Consider the following 23,748-nt stretch of genomic DNA (forward strand, 5'->3'; position numbering starts at 1 on the left):
CGAACTGTGAAATCGGGGATGTGTGGGGTGTGGGGGCGGGGTGGGTCAGGTCATCCGGAGGATCGCCTTGAGCGCCGTTCCCCGGTCCATCTCGTCGTAGCCCTCGGCGAGGTCGTCGATCCGGTACACCCGGTCGATCAGCGGCGACGGGTCCAGACGGCCGCCGACGACGTCGTCGATCAGACCGGGCAGGTAGTGCCGGGCGGGGGCGACCCCGCCCGCGAGCCGGACCTGCCGCCCGAACAGCCGCATCGGGGCGATCTGTCCCACGCCATGGGGAACGCCGACGAAGCCCACCGAGCCCGCCGGGCGGACGACGTCGAGCGCGGTGTCGAAGGCGGCCTGCATGCCGACGCACTCGACGACCCGGTCCGGCAGGCGGCCGTCCAGCATCTCCCGCACGGCCTCGACGGGCGACTCGTCCCGGGAGACCCGCAGCGTCCGCGCGCCGGCTCCCTCGGCGACCTTCAGCCGTTCGTCCCGCTCGCCGAGCAGGAGCACCCGGGCGGCCCCGGCGCGGGCCGCGGCCATCGCGGCGGAGATGCCGACCGCGCCGTCGCCGATCACCGCGACGGTGTCGCCGCTCTCGACTCCGGCGAGGACGACGCCGTGCGTGCCGGTCGCAAAGACGTCGCACAGCGGGATCAGCCGGCGGGCGAGATCGTCGTCGATCTCCGCCTCCGGCCAGGGAAGCCTGACGAGCGTCGCGTCGGCGTACGGCACGCGGATGGCCTCGGCCTGCGCGCCCGCCCAGTCCTTGCCCCAGATCCCGGCGTGCGCGCAGAGCGGTTGCAGACCGCGCCGGCACTCCTCGCACCCGCCCTCGGAGAACAGGAACGGCGCGATGACGACGTCACCGGGGCTCAGGGTGGCGACGTCCTGGCCCACCTCCCGCACCCGGCCGATGAACTCGTGCCCGATGCCGCCCTCGCCGTGCGGTACGAGACCCCGGAAGGTCCACAGGTCCGAGCCGCAGATCCCGGCGTAGAGGATGTCGACGACGACGTCGCCCGGATCGACGACCTCCGGTTCCGGCAGGTCCTTGACCCCGATCCGGCCCGGTTCGGTGAACCACGCTGCGCGCATGCTGTTTCGGCCTTTCGTCGTTCGTCGGTCTCAGGCGGCCGGGACGACCGTGGCGGGCAGCGCGTCGAGTCCGCGGATGAGCTGGTTGAGGCGCCGGACCGGCGTGCCGACCTCGAAGCGCTCGACCCGCCGCGCCAGCGCGCCGAGGATCGAGTGGCCCTCAAGGCGCGCCAGGCCCTGGCCGGCGCAGCCGTGCATGCCGTAGCCGAACGCGAGGTGGTCCACCGGGTTGCGGGTGACGTCGAAGCGGGTGGGGTCCTCCCACTTGCGCTCGTCGCGGTTGGCCGAGGCGTACAGCATCATGACGCGGGAGCCGGCGGCCAGCTTCTGGCCGTCCACCTCCACGTCGCGGGTGGCGACCCGGCAGAAGAACTGCACCGGCGCCTCGATGCGCAGGACCTCGTTGAGCGCGCTGGGGATCAGGGACGGGTCCCGGCGGACGAGGTCCCACTGCTCGGGGTACTGCGCGAAGTACCAGACCGCGTTGCTGATCGCGTTGATCGTGGTGTCGAGCCCGGCGGTGACGTAGGCCGACATGAGCGGGACGCAGGACTCCTGGCGGATCTCCCCGGCCTCGGCGGCGTCGTAGATCGCGCGTCCCATGCTGCCCGGCGTCAGCTGGTCGGGCTGGATGCTCGACAGGTAGGCGAGCTGGTCCTGCAGGAGCGGGAAGGCGGCGTCGGTGCGCGGTCCGGGCGGGCCGCTGGCGGAGAAGGCCGCGTCGGCCCAGCCGAGCACCTTGTCGCGCCCGTCCTGGGGCATGCCGACCAGGTCCAGGACGACGGAGATGGGGAAGGCCCGCGCGAGGTCGTTGACCGCGTCGAAGCTCCCCGCGGCGACGAGCGGCTCGACGAGTTCGTCGGCCCGGCGCTCGATGTCCGCCTTGAGGTTCCTGATCGCCTTCGGCGACAGCCTCGACGCCAGCACGTTGCGGAGCTTGTCGTGCTCGGGCGGGTCGGTGGCGATGATCATGCCCTGGGTGGCGGCGTTGGCCATGTCGTTCAGGCCGATGCCCTGGGCGGAGCTGAAGGACTCCCAGTCGGACAGGGCGCCTCGCACGTCGGCGTACCGGCCCATGGCCCAGGAGCCGTAGTGGGGCAGGTAGACGGCGGGGGCGGTGTCCCGGATGATCTGGTAGTTGGGGAACGGGTCGGTCAGGGCGGCGTCGTCGAACAGGTCGAGGTCCAGGGACGGACCCTCGGGAATGCTGGTCATCCACGTGCTCCTTCGAGAAATGCGGGGGGTACGGGGTCAGACGCGGTCGCGAGCTTGCGCAGTTTGACCACGGGCATGCGGTGGTTCACGGTGGCCGCGGCCACGGGGACGCCCTCGTGGGTCCAGCGGATGAGGGCGCTGCGTTCGTCGAGCGATCCGCTGAGGATCTCCGGGGTCGCCCCCGGCAGGATCCGGCCGCAGATCTTGATGTCGAGGCCCCACTGCTCGGTCCAGTAGTACGGCGCCGGGCGGTAGACGGGGGCCTCGTCCCCCTTGAGCAGGGCCTGGGCGGCGGCCCGCGCCTGGTCGATCGCGCTGCCCCAGTGCGGGGAGCGCCGGGGCCTGCCGGTGCGGTCGCTGACGCGGGTGACGACGTCCCCGGCCGCGACGACGCCCGGCGCGACCCGGCAGCGGTCGTCGACGAGCAGGCCCTCGGGACCGCCGAGGCCGGATCCGGCCAGCCACTCGACGTTGGGCACGTCGCCCACCGCGCTGACGACCACGTCGGCCTCCAGGAGCAGCCCGTCGGCCGTCCGCACCGCGGTGACCGGGGCTCCCCCGACGAGCTCGACCGTGCCCGGGGAGCGGACCAGCCGTACTCCCTCGTCCACGGCGGCCCGCGTCATGTGCTCGGCCAGGAAGCCGCCGAACTGCCGGACCAGCGGGGGATCCTGGTCGACGACGGTGACCTCCAGCCCGAGCCCGCGCGCCGTCGAGGCGATCTCCATGCCGAGGAACCCGCCGCCGACGACGACCAGCGAGCCCGCCTCGGCGAACGCGGCGCGCAGGCGCAGCGCGTCGTCCAGGTCGCGCACCACCAGCTCGCCCGCCTCCGGCGGCCCGAGCCGCCTGGCCCGCGCTCCCGAGGCCACGACCAGGCCGTCGTAGGGGAGCTCCTCGCCGCCGTCCAGCAGCACCCGCCGCCGCTCGCGGTCGAGCCCGACGGCCCGGCACCCGGAACGGAAGGCGACGTCGGGGCGGAGCGGCGCCATGAAGACCGACTCCACGGTCTCGGCGCCCTTCAGCATCCCCTTGGAGAGCGGCGGCCGCACGTAGGGCGTGTAGCGTTCGTCGCTCACGATCGTGATCGAGCCCTCGTGCCCGTGCCGGCGCAGCGTGTCGGCGGCGGTGACGGCGGCGATGGAGCCGCCGACGATCACGATCTCCCGGACGTCCTCGGTCACTGCTGCAGCCTCAGCGCGGCGACCGGGCACACGCGCACCGCGGCCTCCGCGTTCGCCGCCTCGTCCGGCGCGACCTCCTCGGCCAATACCGTCAGCTCGCCCTCGTCATCGAGTTCCAGCAGGTGGGGGGCGGCTTCGGCGCAGAATCCGTAGCCCTCGCAGCGCGTCTCGTCGACGATGATCCTCATGTCAGTACCTCTGTGGGGAGTCCGGGGTGATCAGACGGGGTAGGCGGGCGGGGTGGGACGGGCGGTGACCCACTGCCAGTAGGTGAACTCGTCCAGGTTCCAGTGGCCGCCGTAACGGCCGCCGTTGCCGGAGGCGCCCATGCCTCCCATCGGGATGTGGGCGGCGTCGTTGATGGTCTGCCCGTTGACGTGGACCATGCCGGTGCGCAGCCGTTCGGCCAGCGCGAGCCCTCGCGCCATGGACCCGGTGTGGATCGCGGCGGACAGGCCGTACATGGTCCGGCCCGCGAGATCGGCCGCCTCGTCGTCCGAGGCGAACCTGGTCACCGGGATCACCGGGCCGAAGATCTCCTCGGAGAACGCGCGGGTCTCCGGCGTGACCCGGTCGAGCACGGTCGGGCGGTAGAAGGGGCCGTCGTGGGTGCCGCCGGTGCTGAGCACGGCGCCGGAGGCGACCGAGGAGGTGACGATGTCGTGGACCCTGGCCGCCTGGCGGGCGTCGATGAGCGGCCCGACCCGCACCTCCGGGCGCCGCGGGTCGCCCATGACGAGGGAGGCGGCGTGCTTGGTGAGGCGCTCGACGTACTCGTCGGCGATCCGCTCGTGCACGAGGTGACGGCCCGTCGCCATGCAGATCTGGCCCTGGTGCAGCAGCGAGCCCCAGGCCGCGTTGTTGACGGCGGCGTCCAGGTCGGCGTCGTCCAGGACGATGAAGGCGTTGTTGCCGCCCAGCTCCAGCACCACCCGCTTGAGCAGGCCGCCCGCGATCTCGCCGACCCGCCGCCCGGTGGCGGAGGAGCCGGTGAAGGAGATGACCGACGTGTGCCGGGAGCGTACGACGGCCTCGCCCGCCTCCGGGCCGCCGGGCAGGACGTGAAGCAGCCCGGAGGGCAGGCCCGCGGCTTCGAACACGCGGGCCAGGGCGACGCCTCCGCTGAGGGAGGTCTTGATGTCGGGCTTGAGCAGTACGGCGTTGCCAAGGACCAGCGCCGGGGCCACCGAGCGGATGGCGAGCATGAGCGGAGCGTTCCAGGGCGCGATCACGCCGACGACGCCCACCGGGACCCGCCGGGCCATGCTCAGCACGGACGGGTCCTCGTGCGGCAGCAGCTGCCCGTAGGGCTGGTCGGCCAGGCCCGCGGCCGAACGCAGCTCGTCCAGGGCCTTGGTCACCTCCTGCTCGGCCTTGGACCGGATGCCGCCGGTCTCCCGGATCATCGTCTCCACGATGTCCGCCCGCATGGACTCCAGCGCCTGGGCCGCCCTGACCATCACCGCGCAGCGCTCCTTGTAGGAGGCACGGGCCCATTCGCGCTGGGCGGCCGACGCGCTCGCCCCGGCGCGTTCGACGTCCGCCTCGTCGGCCAGGCCGATCTCGCCGATGCGCTCGCCGGTCGCCACCTCCAGCACGTCCGCGGTCCCGGCACCGCCGGGACGCCACCCGTCGGAGAACAGGTGACCGGAGACCGACGCGAAATCACATTGGCTCACTGAAAACGCTCCTAATCACGGCAGCAACCCAGGTCAGAGGGGTTAAATCGGCGTTTAGAGGAGGTTACGCCGCGGTATCCGGGTGGCGTCTCGCTACAGGTGAACTAATCTCCGAGGTAGGAGTCCGACACGGTGTCGGAACGACACCGGAACGATCTCGGAGCGGCGCCGCGGCGGCGCCGGAGCGGTATCAGCGCGATGCCGGTGTGATACCGGTGATACCGGTGCGACGTCGGCGCGATGTCGGCGCGGGAGGGGGGGTGACATGAGCCTCGACGACATGATCCAGACACTCGCTGAGCAGCTCGACGTCCCGGTCGTGCTCTACGACGACGACCTGAACCTCGTGGCGTTCAGCGTCCACGCCAACGACGTGGACGAGGCCCGCAAGTCGGTGATCCTGTCGCGCAAGGCGAGCGCCCGGGCCCAGGAGATGATCGCCGCCCACCAGGTGCGCAGGGCGCACTCCCCGGTACGGCTGCCCCCGCACGAGGGGATGCCCGCCCGGGTGATCTACCCGGTCTGGCTCGACCGGCACCTCGTCGGCTACATCGCCTACATCGGCGACACCCCCGACGAGGAACTGGAGGCGCAGCACCGGACGGCCCTGGCCCCGATGGAGTCAGAGATCGGCGCGCTGCTGGCCCTGCGCACCCTCCAGCGCCGCCAGACCTCCGAGGACTCGCGCCGCCTGCTGGTCGGGCTGCTGTCGGCGGAGCCCTCCCAGCGCGCCGCGGCCGCCGCCGAGCTCGTCGACTCCGGGATGCTCAGCTCCGCCGCCAAATACGCCGTGATGGTCTTCAGGGCCGCCCACCCCACGGCGCGCTCCGCGAGCGGGCCGAGGCTCGCGGTCGAGCAGGCGCTGTCGGTGATCGTCAGGCTGACCACGCTGAAGGCGTGCGGCGCGGTGCTCGGCGACGAGGGGGTGGTGGTCATCCCCCGCCCCGTCAAGGCCGGCAAGCTCGCCAGCCTGCTCCGGCGCCCCGGGCTGGAGTCGCTGCGTGCCGGGGCGGGCGGCCCGCGTGACTCCCTGGCGCGGGTGCACGAGTCCCACCGCGAGGCCGTCATGGCCTGGCGCGCCGCGGCCGCCGACCCGGCCCGCTACGGGCACTCGGCCCACTGGGACGACCTGGGACTGGACCGCCTGCTCGTCCAGCTCCCCCTGGACTCCCTCACCCTGGACGACCTCCCGCCCGCGGTCCGGCGGCTGCTGGAGACCCCTTCGGGCGCGAAGCTGGTGGAGACCCTGGAGACCTACCTCGACAACGGCGCCGACGCCCAGGAGACGGCCCGGGTGCTGGTCATCCACCGCAGCACGCTGTACTACCGGCTCGGCCGGATCCACGAGATCGTCCAGGACGACCTGTCCGACGGACGGGTGCGCCGCGACCTCCACACCGGCCTGAGAGTCGCCGCCCTCGCCGGCCTCCGCCCCACCTAACCAACGACCGCCCCCTCCCACCGCCCCACAACCGTCCACCCTCACCACAGCCACTCACCCCCACCGCCCCGCGACCGCTCACTCCCACCGCGCCCGCGTGCCCACCCGCTCGACCGTCGCCCGCACCCGCGACCGTCCACCTCCACCACACCCGCGGCGCTCACCTTCACCGCACCCGCGACCGCCCATTCCCACCGTGCTCGTGACCCTCCGGGCGCCGGTACGGCGGGCGGTGACGCGGGGCGGCTCGGCGCCGATGGACGGCGCGCCATTGTCACTCCCGCATTTCTCTCCGGCATGTTCACCCTGCGTTTCAACGTCCTTTCGAACGGTATCCGGCGCGCTACCGACACAACCGGGTGACATTCGGTGCCCGTCGCGTCACATTCACTCCCCGAAGTCTTCTGGTTTCGCACCTGCGGAGCGGTAAGAGCGCTCTCCGACCGCCGCGTTCGATTGTGTCCCACTTCGTTGATGGTTTCGCCCGATCTTCACCTCGTGCCGGAAATAAAACTTCCCACCGGAGCGTCTCGCCCACCCAAAGGAGAGCGCACCGCGCGAACATTTTCAACAACGGTGAAATAAGCGACCGCTCACCACGAATCCGCCCCTCCCACAGCGTGATGGCGCATGAAGATCAGGCGGACACGGAGCGCAGCGGACGGCAGAGCACAGGAGGGCCGTCATTTCTACGGCGCCTTCCGGCCACCGTCAAGCGCATTTCGATTCACTTTTCATTGAAGTATCGAGCCCATCGCGAATCGACACAATGACTCCTCGCGTTCACTTAACAGCCGACCGTGTAAATCGATTAATGGGTTGATTTTCATATGGGTGATCGGCCTATGCTGACTCGTCGGGTCTGTTGTTTTCATGACACGCCAATTACGCGGTTAACGGGGCTTGTGGCGCCTCGGACCAATCCGTTCGGGGGAGCGTGCCACCGTTCTTCGGCATGCCCTGGGTCACTGATCGCAAGGTTCCGAACCCGCATGGCGTGGAAGAGGCCAGAGGAGATTTTTTTGTCCGTCCGCTCCTTTTCCCGGAATCGCAGAGGTTTTCCATCGTCGCGGCATCGGCTCGCCGCCGCCGTACTCGCCGTGACCGTCGGCGCGCTGTCGGGCATGGTCTCGGCGGGGCCCGCCTCGGCCGAACCGGCTCCCGCCTATGACCACAGCAAGGAGAAGGGCGTCGCGCCGGGGACGCACGGGCCGCTGCCCAAGGGGTTCTCCACCACCGAACTGTCGGTGAAGTTCAAGTCCGACCTGGAGGTACGGCTCCGCGGCCAGAAGCTGGTCGCCGAGGCCACCGCCGACGCCTCCGACATCCAGCAGGTGCTGGCCAAGTACAAGGGCGCCTCGATCAGGCCGCTGTCGTCCACGCCCGAGACGAAGGTCACCGAGCGGCGGCTCCAGCTGGAGAAGCGGGTCGGCCGCGAGCTGCCCGACCTGAACTCGTGGTTCGTCGTCACGGTGCCCAAGGACATCGAGTCGCTGCTGAACGACCTGAACGCCCTGCCGTCGGTGGAGATCGCCCAGGCCAGGCCGATCGCGGCGTCTCCCACCGAGCCGCTGCGCACGCACCAGAGGTACCGCAACGCGGTCGGCTCCGTACAGGGCAGCGGGGTCGACGCCGACTACGCCAACGCGCAGACCGGCGGCAAGGGCGACGGCATCACCGTCACCGACATCGAGGTCAGTTCAACGGTGACCCCGCTGTACGGCCCGCAGACGCTCGCGGCCGGAAACGACCACTCCCTGATGGTGTCGTGGACCCCGGTGCTCGGCGAGGTGTGGGCCTGGGGCGACAACGCCCAAGGCCAGCTCGGCATCGGCAACACCACGACCAAGAAGGTCCCGGTTCGGGTCCCCGGCCTGACCAACGTCGCCGCCGTCTCCGCCGGTAACGGCTTCTCGGTGGCGCTGAAGTCCGACGGCACCGTGTGGACCTGGGGCGACAACACCCATGGCCAGCTCGGCAACGGCACCACCACCGACAGCTCGGTCCCGGTGCAGGTCGCCGGAATCTTCAACGCGGTGGGGGTGAGCGCGGGGGCCGGTCACGTGCTGGCCGTACTGTCGGACGGCACCGTCCGGGCCTGGGGCGACAACAGCAAGCGCCAGCTCGGCTACGGAACCGGCGACTCCGCGATCGCGATCACCGTCCCCGGGCTCACGGGCGTGTCCACCGGATCCCGTTCCGTCGCGGCGGGGACGGGCCACTCCGTCGTCCTGCTGGCCGGTGGCACGCTCAAGGCGTGGGGCGACAACAGCCAGGGCCAGCTCGGCGACGGCACCACCACCAACCGGCTCTCCCCGGTCGCCGTCCCCGGCCTGACCGGCGTCAGCCAGATCAGCAGCCGCGCCGACCACGTGCTGGCCCTGATGACGGGCGGTACGGTCAAGGCGTGGGGCGACAACAGCCAGGGCCAGCTAGGTGACGGCACCACCACCGACCGCTCCTCCCCGGTCGCGGTGTCCGGCCTGACCAACGTCAGCGGCATCTCCGCGGGCTCCCTGCACAGCGCCGCCACGACGTCGTCGGTCTCCTCGACGACCTACACCTGGGGTGACAACGCCCAGGGGCAGCTCGGCAACGGCACCACCACCGACTCCACCACCCCCATCGCGACCTCGACCTCCCTGGCCGGCGAGGAGATCTCGGCGGGCCTGGCGCACAACGTCGCCAAGCTCGGCTCGTGGTTCTACGTCTGGGGCGCCAACGGCAGCGGGCGGCTCGGCGAAGGCACCACCACCTCCCGGACCAGCCCGTTCCAGCTCAGCGGGGTGACCAACCACTGGAACCTGTGCCACGAGGAGTTCGCCGGGCGCGTCGCGACCGGCGCGGTGGTCCAGGTGCCGGCCCTGTTCGGCGACCCGTGCTCCACCGACTCCCCGGTCGGCCACGGCACCGCCGCCGCCGGGATCATCGCCGCCCAGGACGACAACGGGCTCGGCCTGGCGGGCATCGCGCCGCACGCCACGCTGCACGTTTCCGGCACCTCCCTTCCGGACGCCGTCGCCTACGCCACCGCGAACTCCAACCCGGGCGACGTGATCCTGTACGAGATCCAGGTGGGCTCCGGCGGTCACTGGTACCCGTGGGAGCTGGACGGCAGCGTCTACGACCAGACGGTGCTGGCCACCGCGGCCGGGGTGACCGTGGTCGAGGCGGCCGGCAACGGCGGCGACAACCTCGACAGCACAACCGACCCCTACGCCACCACCATCATGGGCCGCCCCGACTCCGGCGCCCTCATGGTCGGAGCGGGGGCGCCGCCCGCCCCCGGCGGGACGAACTGCACCGGCTCCACCCCGCCCGCCGAGCGGACCGCGATGTGGTTCTCGACGTACGGCTCCCGCGTGGACGTCCAGGCCTACGGCGCCTGCGTGGCGTCCCTGGGCACCCCCGGCGGGCATGACCTGAACCCCTCGGAGACCAACCCCAACAAGATGTACACCGGCACCTTCAGCGGCACCTCCAGCGCCAGCGCCGTCATGGCCGGAACGGTGGCGGCCCTCCAGGGCGTGGCCAAGGCCGCGAGCGGGGTGCTCACCCCGGCTCAGGTCCGCGACACCCTCAAACTGACCGGTACGGCCCAGCCCACCGGCGACCCCCACCACATCGGCCCGCAGCCGAACCTGCACGCCGCGGTCGACGACGTCCTGACCCCCTAGTGCGGTGACCGCTTACCTTCCTAGCGCGGTGACCACTTACCTTCCTAGCGCGGTGACCGCTTACCTTCGTCGTGTTCGTGGCCGTCCAGGCGCCGGTACGGCGGGCGGTGAAACGGGGCGGATCGGCGCCGGTGAGCGGCGCTCGACCCGGTGAACGTTCCCGATCACCGCACTAGATGATCCACCCCGTGGAATCACCGCATGGACAGGACGGGGGTGTCCACGCTCGGTTCGTCCGTGACGACCGGCGTGGGCACCCCCGCGCCCGCGTTTCCCGGACCGCGCTTCCCAAACGGCGCTCCCCGGACGGCGCTCCCCGGACGGTCCGATGCAGGCCTCACCCGATCCGGGTCCGTGGCGCCGTACTGGGAGGGGTCCGTCCCGCGTCGCGGGCGAACGGTTCGAGCAGTGCCCTCGCGCACTCCCACACGTTCTCCGGGTCGGCACCGGCCTCGATCATGCGGGACCCTGCGTGCACCACGGCGTTGACCATCTCCGCCGTCGACGACGCGTCACCGACGCCGAGATCGCGCAGCGCCTCCACCAGCGGTTCGAGGAGCTGCCCGTGCATGGCGCGGGTCTTCTCCGCGACCGTGTCGCTCGGGGCGATCTCCGCGAGCGCCGTGGCGAGCGCGTGCTCTCCCTCCGCGACGAGTTCGAAGTTCGTCCGCGCGTAGGCGAGCACCCGCTCCCCGGGACCGGCGGCGGCGTCCATCGCCTTCGCGACCCGCGCCGACCAGCGGGGGAAGACGTCCTCGACCATCGCGACGAGGAGATCCTCCGCCGACCGGAAGTACTGGTAGACGCTCGGACGCGCGAGCCCGCCGCGCGCCGCGACGCCGCTCAGCGTGGGAGGCCTGCCGGTCTCCGCCAGGATCGCCCGGGCCGCGTCGAGAAGCGCACGGTGCTGGGCGGCACGGTGCTCGGCGAGGGTCGCCGCCTGGATGCGGGGCACGGGCACTCCTCGATCGTGGGCTTCTCCTTACCCGGACAGTTTCCCATCCACCATCTCCAGGACGCGGTCGCAGTGTCCCAGCACGTCGTGGTCGTGCGTCACCATGACGGTCGCGACGGCGGACTCGTGGGTCTCGCGGGCGAGCAGTTCCACGATCTCGTGGCTGCGGGCGCGGTCGAGCGCCGCGGTGGGCTCGTCGACCAGCAGTACGGCGGGGCGGGTGACGAGCGCCCGGGCGATGCCGATCCGCTGGCGTTCGCCACCGGAGAGCTGGTGCGGGCGGTGCCCGGCCCGGTGCGCCATGCCGACCCGCTCCAGGAGATCGAGCGGGGCGTACCCGTCCTGCGGGCGCACGCCCGCGACGTCGAGCGCGAAGCGGAGCTGGTCGGCCGAGGTGAGCGCCGGGATGAGGTTGCCCGACTGGAACACGAAGCCGATCTTCTCCCTGCGGTGTCGTGTCTTCTCCCGCGCGCTCGCCCGCGCCACGTCGACACCGTGCAGCAGGACGCGGCCGCTGTCCGGCGTGGTGAGCGCGCCGGCGACGGCGAGCAGACTCGACTTTCCCGCGCCGGACGGGCCGACGATCGCGACCAGCTCACCGGGCGCGACGGCGAGGTGGACGTCGTCGAGCGCGGTGACCATCGCGTCGCCGTCGCCCAGGCGCAGGGTGACGCCCTCCAGCAAGAGCCCCTCCCGCGCGGGGTCTCCGGGCCGGACCGGCTGCTCGGGAAGCGTGGAGTGCGCGCTCATCGGTTTCCTCCCAGGGCTGTGAGCGGATCGACACGGACGACGCGGCCGACCGCCGTGGCGGCGCCCGCGAGACCGAGGAAAATCAGGAGCAGGGCCGCGAAGGCGAGGGGAACCGCCTCCAGGGCGAACGGCATGGGGGTCCCGGAGAGGAACGCGCCCCCGCCCACACCCGCCAGGAAGCCCACGGCGGTGGACGACACCAGGACGACGGTCGCCTGGATCATGGTGTCGCGCATGAGGTAGCCGGTGGAGGCGCCCATGGCGCGCACGACGGCGAGTTCGTGCCTGCGCTGGATCGTCCAGACCGTGAAGAAGGCCCCGACGACCAGCGCGGAGATCGCGTACAGGAAGACCTGGATGAGCGTGAGCGTGGAGGTCTCGGCCGAGTAGCCGGGCGACGCGCCGTAGGACTCCTTCAGCGTCATGCTCGTGGTGCCGGCCGCCGCGTCACCGGCGGTGAGGACGGCGTCCGTACCGGCCCCGTCCCTCAGGCGCAGGGCGACGGCCGTCGCCTCCTGGTAGGCGCTCTCGCGCACCTCGTCGTCCGGTCCCGCCCCGGCGTGCGTCCGCTGCCAGGTGCGCAGCGGAATGTAGGCGACGTCGACGTGTCCGAAGGTGCGCTGGTCGCCCGTGGTGCCCACGATCGTGAGCCGGGTGCCCAGCCGGTCGATCGTGACGGTGTCGCCGATCGACAGTCCCTCGTCGAGGACGGTCCGGCTGACCACGATCCCGGCGGGGTCGGCGCCGAGCCGGGCCCCGGAGGAGACCTCGGGAGAGAGGAACGAGCCGGGATCCACGCCGAACAGCGCCAGGTCGACCGGGATCTCGGTGCCGCCCGCCGTTCTCGCCTTGGCGTTGGCGAGCATGTTGCCGAACGGTGCCGCGTCGGCGACGCCGTCCTGCTTCTTCCAGGTGTCCGCCTGCGCGAGCTCGACCGAGCTGCGGGAGAAGGCGGAGTCGGTCTTGGTGCCCTGCGCGAAGGCGAAGGCGGTGACCGGGAGCCGCTGGAGGCCGGAGATGCCGTCGTTGACGAGGCCGGAGGACAGGCCGGACAGCAGCACGACAAGGACGGCGATGAGCGCGACCACCCCTCCCATCAGCCCGAAACGTGCGCGCGCGAACACCAGTTCGCGCCAGGCGAGGAACATGGCACTCCTTCAGCGAGGGGAGGGCACGGCTCTGCCTCACCGGGGAACGGGGACGGGCTTCGCCGTACGACGGAAACGATGCGCGGCCAACCTTGCCGACGCATCGTCGGTAAATATACCAACGCACTGTCGGGAAGAATCCGGCGCCTAGGCCTTCACGTGCCACAACGGGGCCGAACCCACCTGGACCGGGCCGACGAAGGCGTCGGCCGCAGGCCGGACCGGGCCGACGAGGGGCTCGGCGGCGGGCCGGATCGGCAGGAACATGGGAGGGTCCGGACGGCTCACGGGACCCGGGAAGGACGTCGACGCACGGGATACGGGAAGGACGTCGACGCACGGAACAATCACCGGCCGCCACGACCCCGCCCTCACGGGGTTCAGGGATTCGAGGATTCGGGGATTCCGGCGGGAACGCCTTTCACGCGGCTCCGGTGTGCGAGATCAGGCCCTTTCTCCGCCGGTTTGAGCCGACAGGCACACCATTGCCTTTCCAGCGTTTCCCCTCGAAAGATTCACCCTGCGTTTCCACGACATTTCGAACGGTGCCCGGATCGGCGTTAGCATGACCGGGCACAGCCCACCCCCCACCGCGTTACATTCGTGCCCCGAGAACCACGGGGTTCACCCTGACGGCACGGAGGTTTTCGTGCGGCGTGGACCCTCGCGGCCTGTTTCCTTCCGCCCCGTTTCGCCGGGTGTTCCGCCCGGCTCACACCCCGCACCGGAAGTCGCCCCCTATTGGAGCGCCCCGTTTTCCCAGGAGAACGCGTGGTCCGCGCACGCCCTCCGCCGCGCTGAAACCAACCGGGTAGCCGCCATTCCCGCAGCGTGACGGCGCACGACGACCGAGCGGACATGGAGCGCCGCGGCGACCAGGGGCGGAGAACGGTCATTTCTACGACGTTTTCCGATCGCCGTCAAGCACACATTGATTAACTTTTCGCCGATCAGCCGACTCTGTCGACAATTGACATGATCACTCCTCGTGATCACTCAATGGCCGACCGTACGGCAATTTAAATGGTTGATTTCCGAGTGGGCGATCAGCCTATGCTGACCCGTCAGGTCTGTTGTTTTCACGATACACGCTGATTGCGCGGGTAATGGGTCTTCCGATGGCGGCGACGCCTCGGTTCGTCGTGCTCGGATGAGCATGCCGTTACTTCTCGGCACGCCCGGATTCACCAATCGCAAGACTCTGAACCCGCGCGTCACAGAAGACGCCAGAGGAGAATTCGTTGTCGGTTCGCTCCACTGCTCAGGACCGTGGAAGTTTTCGATCGTCGCGCCGTCGGCTCGCCGCCGCACTCGCCGTAATCGTCGGCACGCTCTCGGGGTTGATCTCGCCAGGACCGGTCTCGGCCGAACCACCCCCGGCCTATGACCACAGCAGGGAGAAGGGGGTCGCGCCGGGGACGCACGGGCCGTTGCCCAAGGGGTTCTCCACGACCCAGCTGTCGGTGAAGTTCAAGTCCGACCGGGAGGTACGGGTACGAGGCCTGAAGCCGGTCGCGAAGAACGCCGCCGACGCCTCCGAGATCCAGCAAGTGCTGGCCAGGTACAAGGGCGCGTCGATCAGGCCGCTGTCGTCCACGCCGGAGACGAAGGTCACCGAGCGGCGGCTTCAGCTGGAGAAGCGGGTCGGCCGTGAGCTGCCCGACCTGAACTCGTGGTTCGTCGTCACGGTGCCCCAGGGCATCGAGTCGCTGCTGAGCGACCTGAACGCCCTGCCGTCGGTGGAGATCGCCCAGGCCAGGCCGATCCTCACGTCCCCCACCGAGCCGTTGAGCTCGCACCAGAAGTACCGCAACGCGACCGGTTCGGTGCAGGGCGGCGGGGTCGACGCCGACTACGCCAACGCGCAGACCGGCGGCAAGGGCGACGGCGTCACCGTCACCGACATCGAGGTCACTTCAGCGGTGACCCCGCAGTCCGGCCCTCAGACGATCGCCGCGGGTGACGACCACTCGCTGATGACGGCCTGGGGCTCGGGGGCCGGCGAGGTGTGGGCCTGGGGCGACAACGCCCAGGGGCAGCTCGGCAACGGCAACACCACGACCAGGAAGGTCCCGGTGAAGATCCCCGGCCTGAGCGGCGTCGCCGCCGTCGCGGCCGGCACCGGCTTCTCGGTGGCGCTGAAGTCCGACGGCACCGTGTGGGCCTGGGGTGACAACAGCCAGGGGCAGCTCGGCAACGGCACCACCACCGACAGCTCGGTCCCGGTGCAGGTCACCGGAATCTCCACCGCGGTGGGGGTGAGCGCGGGCGCCGGTCACGTGCTGGCCGTACTGGCGAACGGTACCGTCCGGGCCTGGGGCGACAACAGCAAGCGCCAGCTCGGCTACGGCACCGCTGACTCCACGGTCGCGCTCGCCGTTCCCGGCCTCACGAGCGTGTCCACCGCGTTCGGTTCCGTCGCGGCGGGAGCGGCGCACTCCGTCGTCGTGCTCGCCACCGGCACGGCCAAGGCGTGGGGCGACAACAGCCAGGGCCAGCTCGGCGACGGCACCACCACCAACCGGACGTCCCCGGTCACGGTGTCCGGCCTGACCAGCGTCAAGCAGGTCAGCAGCCGCGCCGACCACGTGCTCGCCCTGATCAACGGCGGCACGGTCAAGGCGTGGGGTGACAACAGCCAGGGCCAGCTCGGCGACGGCACCACCACCGACCGCAAGACCCCGGTCTCGGTCTCCGGCCTGACCGGCGTCACCCAGGTGGCCGCGGGCTCCCTGCACAGCACCGCCGCCACCTCCTCGGCCACCTCGGCGACCTACACCTGGGGTGACAACGCCCAGGGGCAGCTCGGCAACGGGACCACCACCGACTCCACCACCCCCGTCGCGACCTCCCTGACCGCCGACTCGATCACGGCGGGCACCGCGCACAACATCAGCAAGGTCGGTCCGGTGGTCCACGTCTGGGGCGCCAACGGCAGCGGACGACTCGGTGAAGGCACCACCACCAACCGCACCAGCCCGGTCCAGCTGAGCAGACTGACCAACGAGTGGAACATGTGCCACGAGGAACTGGCCGGGCGCGTCGCGACCGGCGCGGTGGTCCAGGTTCCGGCTCTGTTCGGCGAACCGTGTGCCAACGACTTCATCGTCAAGCACGGCACCGCCGTCGCCGGGGTCATCGGCGCCCAGGACGACAACGGGCTCGGCATGGCGGGCATCGCACCGCACGCCACCCTGCACCTGTCCGGCACCGAGGTTCCCGACGCCGTCGCCTACGCCACCGCGAACTCCGGTCCGGGTGACGTGATCCTGTACGAGGTCGAGGTCGCATTCGACGGACCCGCCACCCGCTGGTACCCGTGGGAGGTGGAGAGCAGCATCTACGACCAGACGGTGCTGGCGACCGCCGCCGGGGTGACCGTGGTCGAGGCGGCCGGCAACGGCGGCAACGACCTCGACGACCCGGCCGATGTCCACGCCACCACCCTCATGGGCCGTCCCGACTCCGGCGCCATCATGGTCGGAGCCGGAGCAGCGCCCAGCCCCGGCGGGACGAACTGCCACGGCCCCAACGCACCCGCCGAGCTGACCGCGCTGTCGTTCTCGACGTACGGCTCCCGCGTGGACGTCCAGGCCTACGGCACCTGCGTGGCCACCCTGGGCATTCCCGGCTCCCAGGACCTGACCCCGTCGGAGACCGATCCGAACAAGATGTACACCGGTGTCTTCAGTGGCACCTCCAGCGCCAGCGCCATCGTCGCCGGTGCGGTGGCGGCCCTCCAGGGCGTGGCCAAGCAGGCGGGCGGGGTGCTCACCCCGGCCCAGGTCCGCGACACCCTCAAACTGACCGGTACGCCGCAGGCCACCGGCGACCCCCACCACATCGGCCCCCGCCCCGACCTGCACGCGGCGATCGACGACATCCTGACCCCCTAGACGATCCACCCCACGGGGTGACCACATGAACAAGGCGGGGGTGTCCGCGCTCGGTCCGTCCGCGACGACCGGCCTGGACACCCCGCCCCCTTCCCACCGGGGAAAACCGATGGATCACGGAGGTGCCGCCGCACAAAATGGCCGCATGACCGGAGGCGAGCTGGTGTCGGCGGCGACAGCGAGGGACTGCCCCTGTGCGCGGCGGCCTGCTGGGGGCACACCGAGGTGGTGACCGCGCTGCTCGACGCCGGTGCCGATCCCGACCGGCGGGAGGATGTCGCGAGGAGCGCGATGACCGCCCTGCACTGGGCGGCGTCGAACGAGCACCTGGCCGTCGTGAAGGCACTGCTCGACCGGGGCGCCGCCCCCGACATCGGTGACTCCGCCGGGCGTACCGCCCTCTCCCACGCCGCCGAGCGCGGCGCGACGGCCGTGGTCAGGAAGCTGCTCGTCCACGGGGCGAACCCCGCTCCGGCCGACGTCCGGGGCCGGCGCCCCATCGATCTCGCCCGGCGGTACGCCGGCCTCGACATCGAGGCGGAGGTTCTCTCCCGGGCCGAGGAGCACGCCCCACAGGGGGCGCGGATCACCCTCCGCCGCGAGGAGTCCGAGGGAGGCGACGTACGGATCGTGGCCGAGATGCGCGACGACACCGGCGCCCTCCGTTCGGAGACACAGCTCGGCACCGGCCACGCCGAGATCATCCGCCTCCTGGAGACGTGGACGACCGGGTCCACCGGCCATCCGTAGGGTTCCGAATGCTCCGGCAAGGTGCGGTACTCCGGCCACGTCACCCGACGGTGGCCGTCCAGTGGCCGCGCCGTAGATGAATCGTCCCGTCCGGGCTGATCTCCACGGTGGAGCCGTACACCGGCAGGCCACCGGTCATGCTCTGCCGGTGCCTGATCTCCTCCAGCACCTCCCACAGGCGGCGGGGACCGCCCTGGTGCACGGTCGGCGGCTCCCCTCTCAGGCCGGTGGCGCGTGCCCACGACCCGTCCGCGTGGACCATCCACGCGGTGCGGCGGCCGTCCTGGTCACGTTCGTAGTGGTGCTCGACGCCGGGGGCGAGGATCTCCAGCATGGAGGCCACCTCCCACGCTTCCCGGACCTCCAGGACTCCGTAGCGCCCCTGAGTGACCTCCTCGCCCTCCTGGTCGCGGATCGTGGCGAGCCGGTCGGCCAGGCCGGGTGGGTAGTCCTCACCGTGGCGGGTGTTCATGAACATCGCCCAGTCGCGTTCCACCCGGCCGACGGCGCCGCCGTCTTCGTTCTTCCAGGCGGTGACGATCATCGAGGTGTTCGCGACGACCGTGACGAGGCGTCCACCGGGCCGGAGCGCGGCCAGCCACGAGGCGGGGATCGGCCGCACGGACACCATCGACACGATCCGGTCGTACTCCCCCGGCAGGGAACCGGTCGCGTCGACGGTGAGGACCGTCGGACGCAGACCCGCCTCGTCCAGACGGGCGGTCGCGGCATGGGTGAGGTACGGGTCCACATCGACGCTGGTGACCCGCTCCTCCCCGACGACCCGTGACAGCAGGGCCGCGCTGTAGCCGGAGCCGGTCGCCACGTCCAGCACGTCGGAGTCGTCATGAAGGCGCAGATGCCGGAGCATCTGCACGACCAGGCCCGGATGGGTGGACGAGGAGGTGGGGCGGCCCACCGGCCGGATACCGGGGGCGGCGTGGTCGGCGTGCAGAGCGCCGACCTTCGTCACCAGGGTCCGATCGCTGTAGGCCGCCTCCAGCCACGCCTGGGGGTCGGCGGAGCCGTCGCGCAGCGCGAAGCCGGTACCCCGATCCCACCAGCGGGGCACGAACACGTGCCGGGGTGTGGAGGCGACAGGAACGCGCCAGCGGGAGTCAGGGTGGGTGACCGTCTCGGCGAGCGCTTCGGCCTGGGGGATCCAGTCCATCAGTAGTCGGCGTCCGTCTCGGCGGGCGAGCAGTCATTGCCGTCACTGCTCGGGTTGCACGTGCCGTCGTCGGGGTTGCAGGCGTCAAGGCGGGCGGCGGCGGGCGAGCAGTCGTTGCTGTCGCCGGTGTCGGGGACGCAGTCGCCACCGCGGCGGGCGACGGGGATGGTGGCGACCGCGGCCCGCCATTCGGGACTGCCCACGATCTCGGCCAGAGAGGCGGTGTGCACGTTGCCTATCTTCATCCAGCGGGACAGCACGCAGGGCCATACTTCCCCCGTCGGGCCGACGGCCAGCTTGCCGCGACCGCAGTGCCCGCACAGCTGGGAGACATCCGGCCGAAGGCGGGAGGCGCGGCCGACCTCCCGCACGCTGTCGACCTTGATGCGGTCGGCGGGCACTCCGAGCCGGATCAGATCGGCACGGGCCCGGGCGACGCGCCGGCCGTCCCCGGTGTCGATGACGCCGACCCGGATCGGGATGCCCCAGCTGACGGCGCGACCGATGTTCGCCCGAGTCTGGTGGTGGCTGTTGGCGCTGCCGGTGACGGCCGCGTGCTCGTCGTCCCGCTCGGAGTAGTAGCTCGTCGCCAAGCTGACATTGGGCAGTTTTAGCAGCGGCCACCACCCGTCCCTGATGTGGACGAGGTTGGAGAACACCTCCACCCGCAGGCCGGTGCCGACGGCGTGGCCGAGCAACTGCGGGAAGGCGGGGTGCATGGTGGGCTCGCCGCCGATGAACTGCAGGCGGGTCACGCCCAGGGTGGAGGTCTCGGAGATGATGGCGTGCCAGTCCGCGGGAGTCATGGTGCCGTGGTCGCCGGACGGCCCGGAGTCGACGTAGCAGTGGACGCACTGGAGCTGGCACCGTCCGGTGATCTCCAGTTCCACCCGCCAGCCGAGCATGGTCGAAGCCTCGGTCATCTCGGCGAGAACTGCTGTCATGGCGCCTTCCCTTCTCTCGTCGTAGCGGAGCGGAGAACTGCGGGGTAGGTGGTGCCCGGCCGGTGTGGGGACCGGCCGGGCACCGGGGTCACACCGGCTTGGGTGGGCGTGCCGGTGTGGGGCGGTTCCCCTTCCCCGAGCACGTGGGAACCGCGTTGAGGTGCGGCCCGGGCCCCTCCTTCCCGAGCCGCACGAGGGAAGTACGGCATGGCGAGGGGTGCTCGCCGAGCCGTACCGGCTTCAGAACCGCAGGAAGGTGCGGGGAGGAGCGGGCGGCGGAAGAGGGGGCAGGGCGTTCAGGATCTCCGCCTGCTCGGTCAGCTTCTCGTCCATCCGTTCGGGGGTGGCCGTTCTGACCATGTACCGGATGCCCGCCCGCGCCTCTCCTGCCTCGGGGATGCGGCGTCGGAAGGCTCTCCAGACCCGGATGCCCGAGTCGTAGGAGATGTTCCAGCCGGGGTGGGCCCGCCTCAGCGCGAGCAGCCGCTCGGCGAGCAGGCCCGGATCCACGGAGGGCGGCCTTCTCTGGAGGATCACGCGGCCCTCCGGTAGGGATGACGAAGGTGGTACGGCGCGGCGGCGGATGCCTGGGGAACGGTGCCGCCGCGCCTGCTCTGGGGAGGTGAGACCGTCGGCCTCACCAGAGGGAGATCGCTCCAGGTGAAGGCGGTCTCCACGTCGTGCATCCGCTCCTCCAGCCCCTCGGCGGTGTCGTCCGTGACCATCAGCGGAGCGGGTGCCGGCCAGGTGGCGATGGCGTAGAAGCTGCGACGTCCCAGGCTGTACAGCACGAGCCAGGCGGGCCACGCCTGACCGAGCCGCTCGGCCTCGGCACGGGCCGGACCGTCCCACAGACGGCGATGGACGGTGGTGTACGGCCGCCCGTCGCGATGCCGTCCCGGCTCGCGAGCACCCCGCCCGATCACGACTCCCCCCGCCCGGCCGTCGTCTCCTGCCGTTCGGCCGTTGTCTCCTGCCGTTCGACCTCGGCCCGCAGGTCGTCGAAGGTGTCGGCGTCGACCGTCCGCGTCGCGCCGACCCCCATCTCGGCCTCGGTGAACGGAACGACCCGCGAGGCCCACAGCCGGTTCTTGTCACTGCGGATGATCCGCCAGCCGGGAATCGCCCCGACGGGGTTGCCGGACTTAGTATCTTCCATGGATCGCACTCCTTTGCGATCAAGGACCCGTCCGGACGTCTCTAGCGCCGGGCGGGTCCGCCTTATGCGGTGGGGAAGAGAACTCCAGGACAGGCCGTACGGCCTGGGCGGCACGTCAGCAAGGCCGTTTCCATCCCAGTGGCGCCGTTACAGGACTAGTGCGGAGTAAGTCTGTAAACTTTCTCCAAAGCCGCTCGTAACAGCTTCGGTTTGAAGGCATTCCGCGGCGTTGCGAGCCAGTACCGTCCAGGCGGCATATTCCGCTGAACCGGCGGGACAAGAAAGCGGCGCGTCACCGTCAAGATTCGCGCGTCCAGAATTTCCCAGTCATCGACCTCTCCAGGAGGAACCAGGAAATACACGGCCCGCTCGATCGGATCGACGATGACCGGAAAGTCACCGGCAGGTAGTCGCGTCAGCGCCACCAGACCGATATATCGCGGTACGCGGATCGCATCCCACTCGCCCCCCCCTCAGCCGAGGGAGCGGATCCGTGGTGCTATGCGGTGTGACTCCGGCCGTATTCATCATCAACGCCCCTGCCGTCGTGTGACCTCTCTGCGACGGTAGGCGCTTGCGGAGCCGGTTACCCGAACCAGCAGTTCGGGTAACCGAGGGTTCGGGAGATCAAAGAAGCTGCAGATGTTCTGTGAGCACGTCCACCTGTCGCCGGTACATGGGACGTAGGCGACGACGAAGGCGGATAACCATGTCCCGGGCGAGAGAGTTGCGGACAAAATCCTCTGGCGCTATGTGGAGCAGGTCGAGCAGGTGAACAAGGACGGCGGCATCCTCACGTCGCAGGTCGTGGCAACGGGCCACGTCAAGCAGGAAAGTGAAACGACGTTCCAGCGACGGCAGGTGACTGGTGTCGATTTGATCTGCGACACGTAACGCCTCGGTGGCCTCCCCGGCCTCCATCTCGATGCTCACGCTGTGCAGTTCGACGTTGGTCGGTCCGAACACGGTCCACATGGAGTTACCCTCACCGGCCTGTCGTGCCTGGGGAACGGCCCTGTCCCGAAGACGTCGCCGGGCGCTCCCCCACTTCTTTCGGCGAGCGTCGGCCACAACCGCCACGAGTTCCAGCGCACCGGCCAGTGCCGCAGCCTCGCTGTGTCGCGTAGCGCCGAGCTGCTCAATGCCGAGGCACGCGATCTGCTCGGCCCCTTCGTGCTCTCCGTCCGCGAGAAGAACATGGCCAAGGTTCCATTGCGCCGCCGCGATACGGATCGGGTCGTCTGCGTCCTCGGCCGCGCGCAGACCGCGATCGGCCGCCATGAGCGAAAGATCGACGCGGTCGGCTCGACGACAGTAGGACCGAAGCAGGAAGTAAAGGTCGGCCGCCGCCCGGAAGGCGTCCCGCCGGGAAGCAGAGTCGACACTCGTCCGCTGGACACGCGTGGCGTGCTCGGCATCAGCAATCAGGCCTGGCAGTACGGTTGCCGCGTCGGTGAATCGCGTGGGACTGGTCTGCCACATCCGCCACGCCGCCTCCACCCGCTCCCGCAACACGGTGGACGGGAGTGGAGGAGTACTTCGTGGCGGGCCGTATCCCATCAGGGCGTGGATGACATCCTGGTCGATGACACCGCCCTTCCCAGGCACCTCTTTTCTGGGCGCCTCGTCGAGCAGTGCCGACATTGGAACGCCAAGTTCGGCGGCGAGAGCTCGAAGAACCGGCAACGATGGTACTTTCAAGCCGCGCTCGATCTGCGAGAGATATTCCTCGGTTATGCCGCACAAGCCGGCGACCGCGGCTTGCTTGCGCTGCTTTTTCTCTCGCCAGTAGCGGATGCGCTCCCCAATGGGAAGATCCACAGACATTCCGGCCCCCTTCCTGACCGCTGCACTGAGCGTAGACCGGATGAGAATCGAGATGGCTCGGTCCGAGAGAACAGTGCGACAATCTGAAGCGGCATGAACTGACTGGAGGTGGCAATGACGGCGCTTCGGATCGTTTTGTGGGATATTGACCACACACTCGTGGACATGAGAGGTATTGGTCGTGAATTGTCCGCGCAGGCGTTCGAGCGGACAACCGGGGTGCCGATGCTCCGGCAGGCGAAGATCGACGGCATCACGGAATCTGTGATCTTCCGGGAGACGGCCAAGCTCCACGGCCTGACCGTCGACCGGAACGACTTCGAGCGTTTCGCGGACGCCCTCGCCGAAGCTCATATCCGGCGGAACGCCGATGTGCGAGAGCAGGGGCACGCCCTCCCCGGTGCTTCCGCCGCCCTGGAGGCCCTGGCCGTACTGCCCGGCGTCACACAGACAGTGGTGACCGGAAACGTCCGGGCGGTCGCCGAGATCAAGCTTCAGGCCTTCGGGCTTGAGCGCACTATCACGTGGGGGATAGGGGCCTTCGGCGAGGACGACGACGTCCGCGCCGAGCTGGTGCGAATCTCACTGAAGCGGGCCGCAGCCGCGTTCGGCGGAGCCGTGGAACCCGCCAACGCGGTGCTCATCGGGGACACGCCCGCCGATGTCGAAGCGGCCGTTCAGAACGGAGTGCCGGTCATCGCAGTGGCGACGGGCCGAAGCACCGCTGACGACCTGCGTGATGCGGGAGCCACCTGCGTTCTCCCCGATCTGCGGGATACCGCTTCGTTGGTGACGATCGTAAAAAACCAGGGCCGACGCCAATAGGGAAAGCCTTTGACGACTAGGGCGCGAGAGATGCGAACGGG

Annotated in this window: 20 protein-coding genes; 5 read left to right on the plus strand and 15 right to left on the minus strand. The window is 70.3% G+C overall.

Translation table 11 applies throughout. The features are described from left to right. Positions 1-45: 45 nt before the first annotated feature. The 5 genes from AB0N02_RS26195 to AB0N02_RS26215 are packed head-to-tail and all read right to left on the minus strand — an operon-like array spanning position 46 to position 5,164. On the minus strand, positions 46-1,086 hold the full coding sequence (locus AB0N02_RS26195) for an alcohol dehydrogenase catalytic domain-containing protein (protein ID WP_363951512.1): 1,041 nt from the start codon (positions 1,084-1,086) through the stop codon (positions 46-48). Positions 1,087-1,116: 30 nt separating this feature from the next. Further along, the gene (locus AB0N02_RS26200; protein WP_363951515.1) at positions 1,117-2,301 is read right to left on the minus strand and encodes a cytochrome P450; all 1,185 of its coding nucleotides are present in this window, start codon (positions 2,299-2,301) and stop codon (positions 1,117-1,119) included. Continuing rightward, entirely contained in the window at positions 2,298-3,485 is a 1,188-nt protein-coding gene (locus AB0N02_RS26205) for an FAD-dependent oxidoreductase (RefSeq protein WP_363951518.1), read from the minus strand. The genes AB0N02_RS26200 and AB0N02_RS26205 overlap by 4 nt, the downstream gene beginning before the upstream one ends. Continuing rightward, on the minus strand, positions 3,482-3,673 hold the full coding sequence (locus tag AB0N02_RS26210) for a ferredoxin (protein WP_363951521.1): 192 nt from the start codon (positions 3,671-3,673) through the stop codon (positions 3,482-3,484). The genes AB0N02_RS26205 and AB0N02_RS26210 overlap by 4 nt, the downstream gene beginning before the upstream one ends. A 30-nt stretch (positions 3,674-3,703) precedes the next feature. Then, a complete protein-coding gene (locus AB0N02_RS26215; protein ID WP_363951524.1) occupies positions 3,704-5,164 on the minus strand; it encodes an aldehyde dehydrogenase family protein in 1,461 nt (486 codons plus the stop codon). Between the two features lie 265 nt (positions 5,165-5,429). Here AB0N02_RS26215 and AB0N02_RS26220 point away from each other — a divergent pair, with 265 nt between their 5' ends. Both AB0N02_RS26220 and AB0N02_RS26225 read left to right on the plus strand, forming a co-directional pair. After that, positions 5,430-6,605 carry a helix-turn-helix domain-containing protein gene (locus AB0N02_RS26220; protein WP_363951527.1) on the plus strand — a complete coding sequence of 392 codons (1,176 nt, stop codon included), beginning with the start codon at positions 5,430-5,432 and terminating at the stop codon, positions 6,603-6,605. Between the two features lie 1,100 nt (positions 6,606-7,705). Beyond that, on the plus strand, positions 7,706-10,282 hold the full coding sequence (locus AB0N02_RS26225; protein WP_363951529.1) for a S8 family serine peptidase: 2,577 nt from the start codon (positions 7,706-7,708) through the stop codon (positions 10,280-10,282). Between the two features lie 337 nt (positions 10,283-10,619). Here AB0N02_RS26225 and AB0N02_RS26230 read toward each other — a convergent pair whose 3' ends face one another. The 3 genes from AB0N02_RS26230 to AB0N02_RS26240 are packed head-to-tail and all read right to left on the minus strand — an operon-like array spanning position 10,620 to position 13,135. Further along, the gene (locus AB0N02_RS26230; RefSeq protein WP_363951532.1) at positions 10,620-11,237 is read right to left on the minus strand and encodes a TetR/AcrR family transcriptional regulator; all 618 of its coding nucleotides are present in this window, start codon (positions 11,235-11,237) and stop codon (positions 10,620-10,622) included. A 27-nt stretch (positions 11,238-11,264) separates the two neighbouring features. Then, positions 11,265-11,987: an ABC transporter ATP-binding protein gene (locus AB0N02_RS26235; protein WP_363951535.1), complete on the minus strand. Its 723-nt coding sequence runs from the start codon at positions 11,985-11,987 to the stop codon at positions 11,265-11,267. Beyond that, complete coding sequence (locus AB0N02_RS26240) at positions 11,984-13,135, minus strand: ABC transporter permease (RefSeq protein WP_363951538.1); 1,152 nt, start codon at positions 13,133-13,135, stop codon at positions 11,984-11,986. The genes AB0N02_RS26235 and AB0N02_RS26240 overlap by 4 nt, the downstream gene beginning before the upstream one ends. 1,340 nt (positions 13,136-14,475) lie before the next feature. Here AB0N02_RS26240 and AB0N02_RS26245 point away from each other — a divergent pair. Together AB0N02_RS26245 and AB0N02_RS26250 are read left to right on the plus strand one after the other, a co-directional pair. Beyond that, positions 14,476-17,031, plus strand: a complete 2,556-nt coding sequence (locus tag AB0N02_RS26245) for a S8 family serine peptidase (protein WP_363951541.1) — start codon at positions 14,476-14,478, stop codon at positions 17,029-17,031. A 192-nt stretch (positions 17,032-17,223) separates the two neighbouring features. Beyond that, positions 17,224-17,781 (plus strand): ankyrin repeat domain-containing protein, encoded by a 558-nt coding sequence (locus tag AB0N02_RS26250; RefSeq protein WP_363951681.1) that lies wholly within the window; start codon positions 17,224-17,226, stop codon positions 17,779-17,781. 40 nt (positions 17,782-17,821) lie between these two features. On the opposite strand, the gene AB0N02_RS26255 is transcribed toward AB0N02_RS26250, so the two are convergent. From AB0N02_RS26255 to AB0N02_RS26285, 7 genes are all read right to left on the minus strand, one after another. Continuing rightward, the gene (locus AB0N02_RS26255) at positions 17,822-18,952 is read right to left on the minus strand and encodes a methyltransferase domain-containing protein (RefSeq protein ID WP_363951544.1); all 1,131 of its coding nucleotides are present in this window, start codon (positions 18,950-18,952) and stop codon (positions 17,822-17,824) included. Then, complete coding sequence (locus tag AB0N02_RS26260) at positions 18,952-19,896, minus strand: radical SAM/SPASM domain-containing protein (protein ID WP_363951547.1); 945 nt, start codon at positions 19,894-19,896, stop codon at positions 18,952-18,954. Before AB0N02_RS26260 ends, AB0N02_RS26255 begins: the two co-directional genes overlap by 1 nt. A 240-nt stretch (positions 19,897-20,136) precedes the next feature. Further along, complete coding sequence (locus tag AB0N02_RS26265; protein ID WP_363951550.1) at positions 20,137-20,433, minus strand: hypothetical protein; 297 nt, start codon at positions 20,431-20,433, stop codon at positions 20,137-20,139. Next, positions 20,430-20,822 carry a hypothetical protein gene (locus tag AB0N02_RS26270; protein WP_363951553.1) on the minus strand — a complete coding sequence of 131 codons (393 nt, stop codon included), beginning with the start codon at positions 20,820-20,822 and terminating at the stop codon, positions 20,430-20,432. The genes AB0N02_RS26265 and AB0N02_RS26270 overlap by 4 nt, the downstream gene beginning before the upstream one ends. After that, positions 20,819-21,055: a hypothetical protein gene (locus tag AB0N02_RS26275; RefSeq protein ID WP_363951556.1), complete on the minus strand. Its 237-nt coding sequence runs from the start codon at positions 21,053-21,055 to the stop codon at positions 20,819-20,821. Before AB0N02_RS26275 ends, AB0N02_RS26270 begins: the two co-directional genes overlap by 4 nt. A gap of 155 nt (positions 21,056-21,210) precedes the next feature. Beyond that, the gene (locus AB0N02_RS26280; RefSeq protein ID WP_363951558.1) at positions 21,211-21,480 is read right to left on the minus strand and encodes a hypothetical protein; all 270 of its coding nucleotides are present in this window, start codon (positions 21,478-21,480) and stop codon (positions 21,211-21,213) included. A 202-nt stretch (positions 21,481-21,682) separates the two neighbouring features. Then, on the minus strand, positions 21,683-22,882 hold the full coding sequence (locus AB0N02_RS26285) for a helix-turn-helix transcriptional regulator (protein ID WP_363951560.1): 1,200 nt from the start codon (positions 22,880-22,882) through the stop codon (positions 21,683-21,685). A 114-nt stretch (positions 22,883-22,996) separates the two neighbouring features. Between AB0N02_RS26285 and AB0N02_RS26290 the strand changes: the two genes are divergently transcribed. Further along, entirely contained in the window at positions 22,997-23,707 is a 711-nt protein-coding gene (locus tag AB0N02_RS26290; protein ID WP_363951563.1) for a haloacid dehalogenase-like hydrolase, read from the plus strand. The last annotated feature ends 41 nt before the right edge of the window (positions 23,708-23,748 follow it).

The organism is Streptosporangium sp. NPDC051022 (assembly GCF_040683035.1).
GTDB lineage: Bacteria > Actinomycetota > Actinomycetes > Streptosporangiales > Streptosporangiaceae > Streptosporangium.

What these genes read in the sequence shown, in the direction of transcription:
- AB0N02_RS26195 (WP_363951512.1), bottom strand. Translation starts at nt 1,086, where the DNA reads ATGCGCGCAGCGTGGTTCACCGAACCGGGCCGGATCGGGGTCAAGGAC.
- AB0N02_RS26200 (WP_363951515.1), bottom strand. Translation starts at nt 2,301, where the DNA reads ATGACCAGCATTCCCGAGGGTCCGTCCCTGGACCTCGACCTGTTCGAC.
- AB0N02_RS26210 (WP_363951521.1), bottom strand. Translation starts at nt 3,673, where the DNA reads ATGAGGATCATCGTCGACGAGACGCGCTGCGAGGGCTACGGATTCTGC.
- AB0N02_RS26220 (WP_363951527.1), top strand. Translation starts at nt 5,430, where the DNA reads ATGAGCCTCGACGACATGATCCAGACACTCGCTGAGCAGCTCGACGTC.
- AB0N02_RS26235 (WP_363951535.1), bottom strand. Translation starts at nt 11,987, where the DNA reads ATGAGCGCGCACTCCACGCTTCCCGAGCAGCCGGTCCGGCCCGGAGAC.
- AB0N02_RS26240 (WP_363951538.1), bottom strand. Translation starts at nt 13,135, where the DNA reads ATGTTCCTCGCCTGGCGCGAACTGGTGTTCGCGCGCGCACGTTTCGGG.
- AB0N02_RS26255 (WP_363951544.1), bottom strand. Translation starts at nt 18,952, where the DNA reads ATGGACTGGATCCCCCAGGCCGAAGCGCTCGCCGAGACGGTCACCCAC.
- AB0N02_RS26260 (WP_363951547.1), bottom strand. Translation starts at nt 19,896, where the DNA reads ATGACAGCAGTTCTCGCCGAGATGACCGAGGCTTCGACCATGCTCGGC.
- AB0N02_RS26275 (WP_363951556.1), bottom strand. Translation starts at nt 21,055, where the DNA reads ATGGAAGATACTAAGTCCGGCAACCCCGTCGGGGCGATTCCCGGCTGG.
- AB0N02_RS26285 (WP_363951560.1), bottom strand. Translation starts at nt 22,882, where the DNA reads ATGTCTGTGGATCTTCCCATTGGGGAGCGCATCCGCTACTGGCGAGAG.
- AB0N02_RS26290 (WP_363951563.1), top strand. Translation starts at nt 22,997, where the DNA reads ATGACGGCGCTTCGGATCGTTTTGTGGGATATTGACCACACACTCGTG.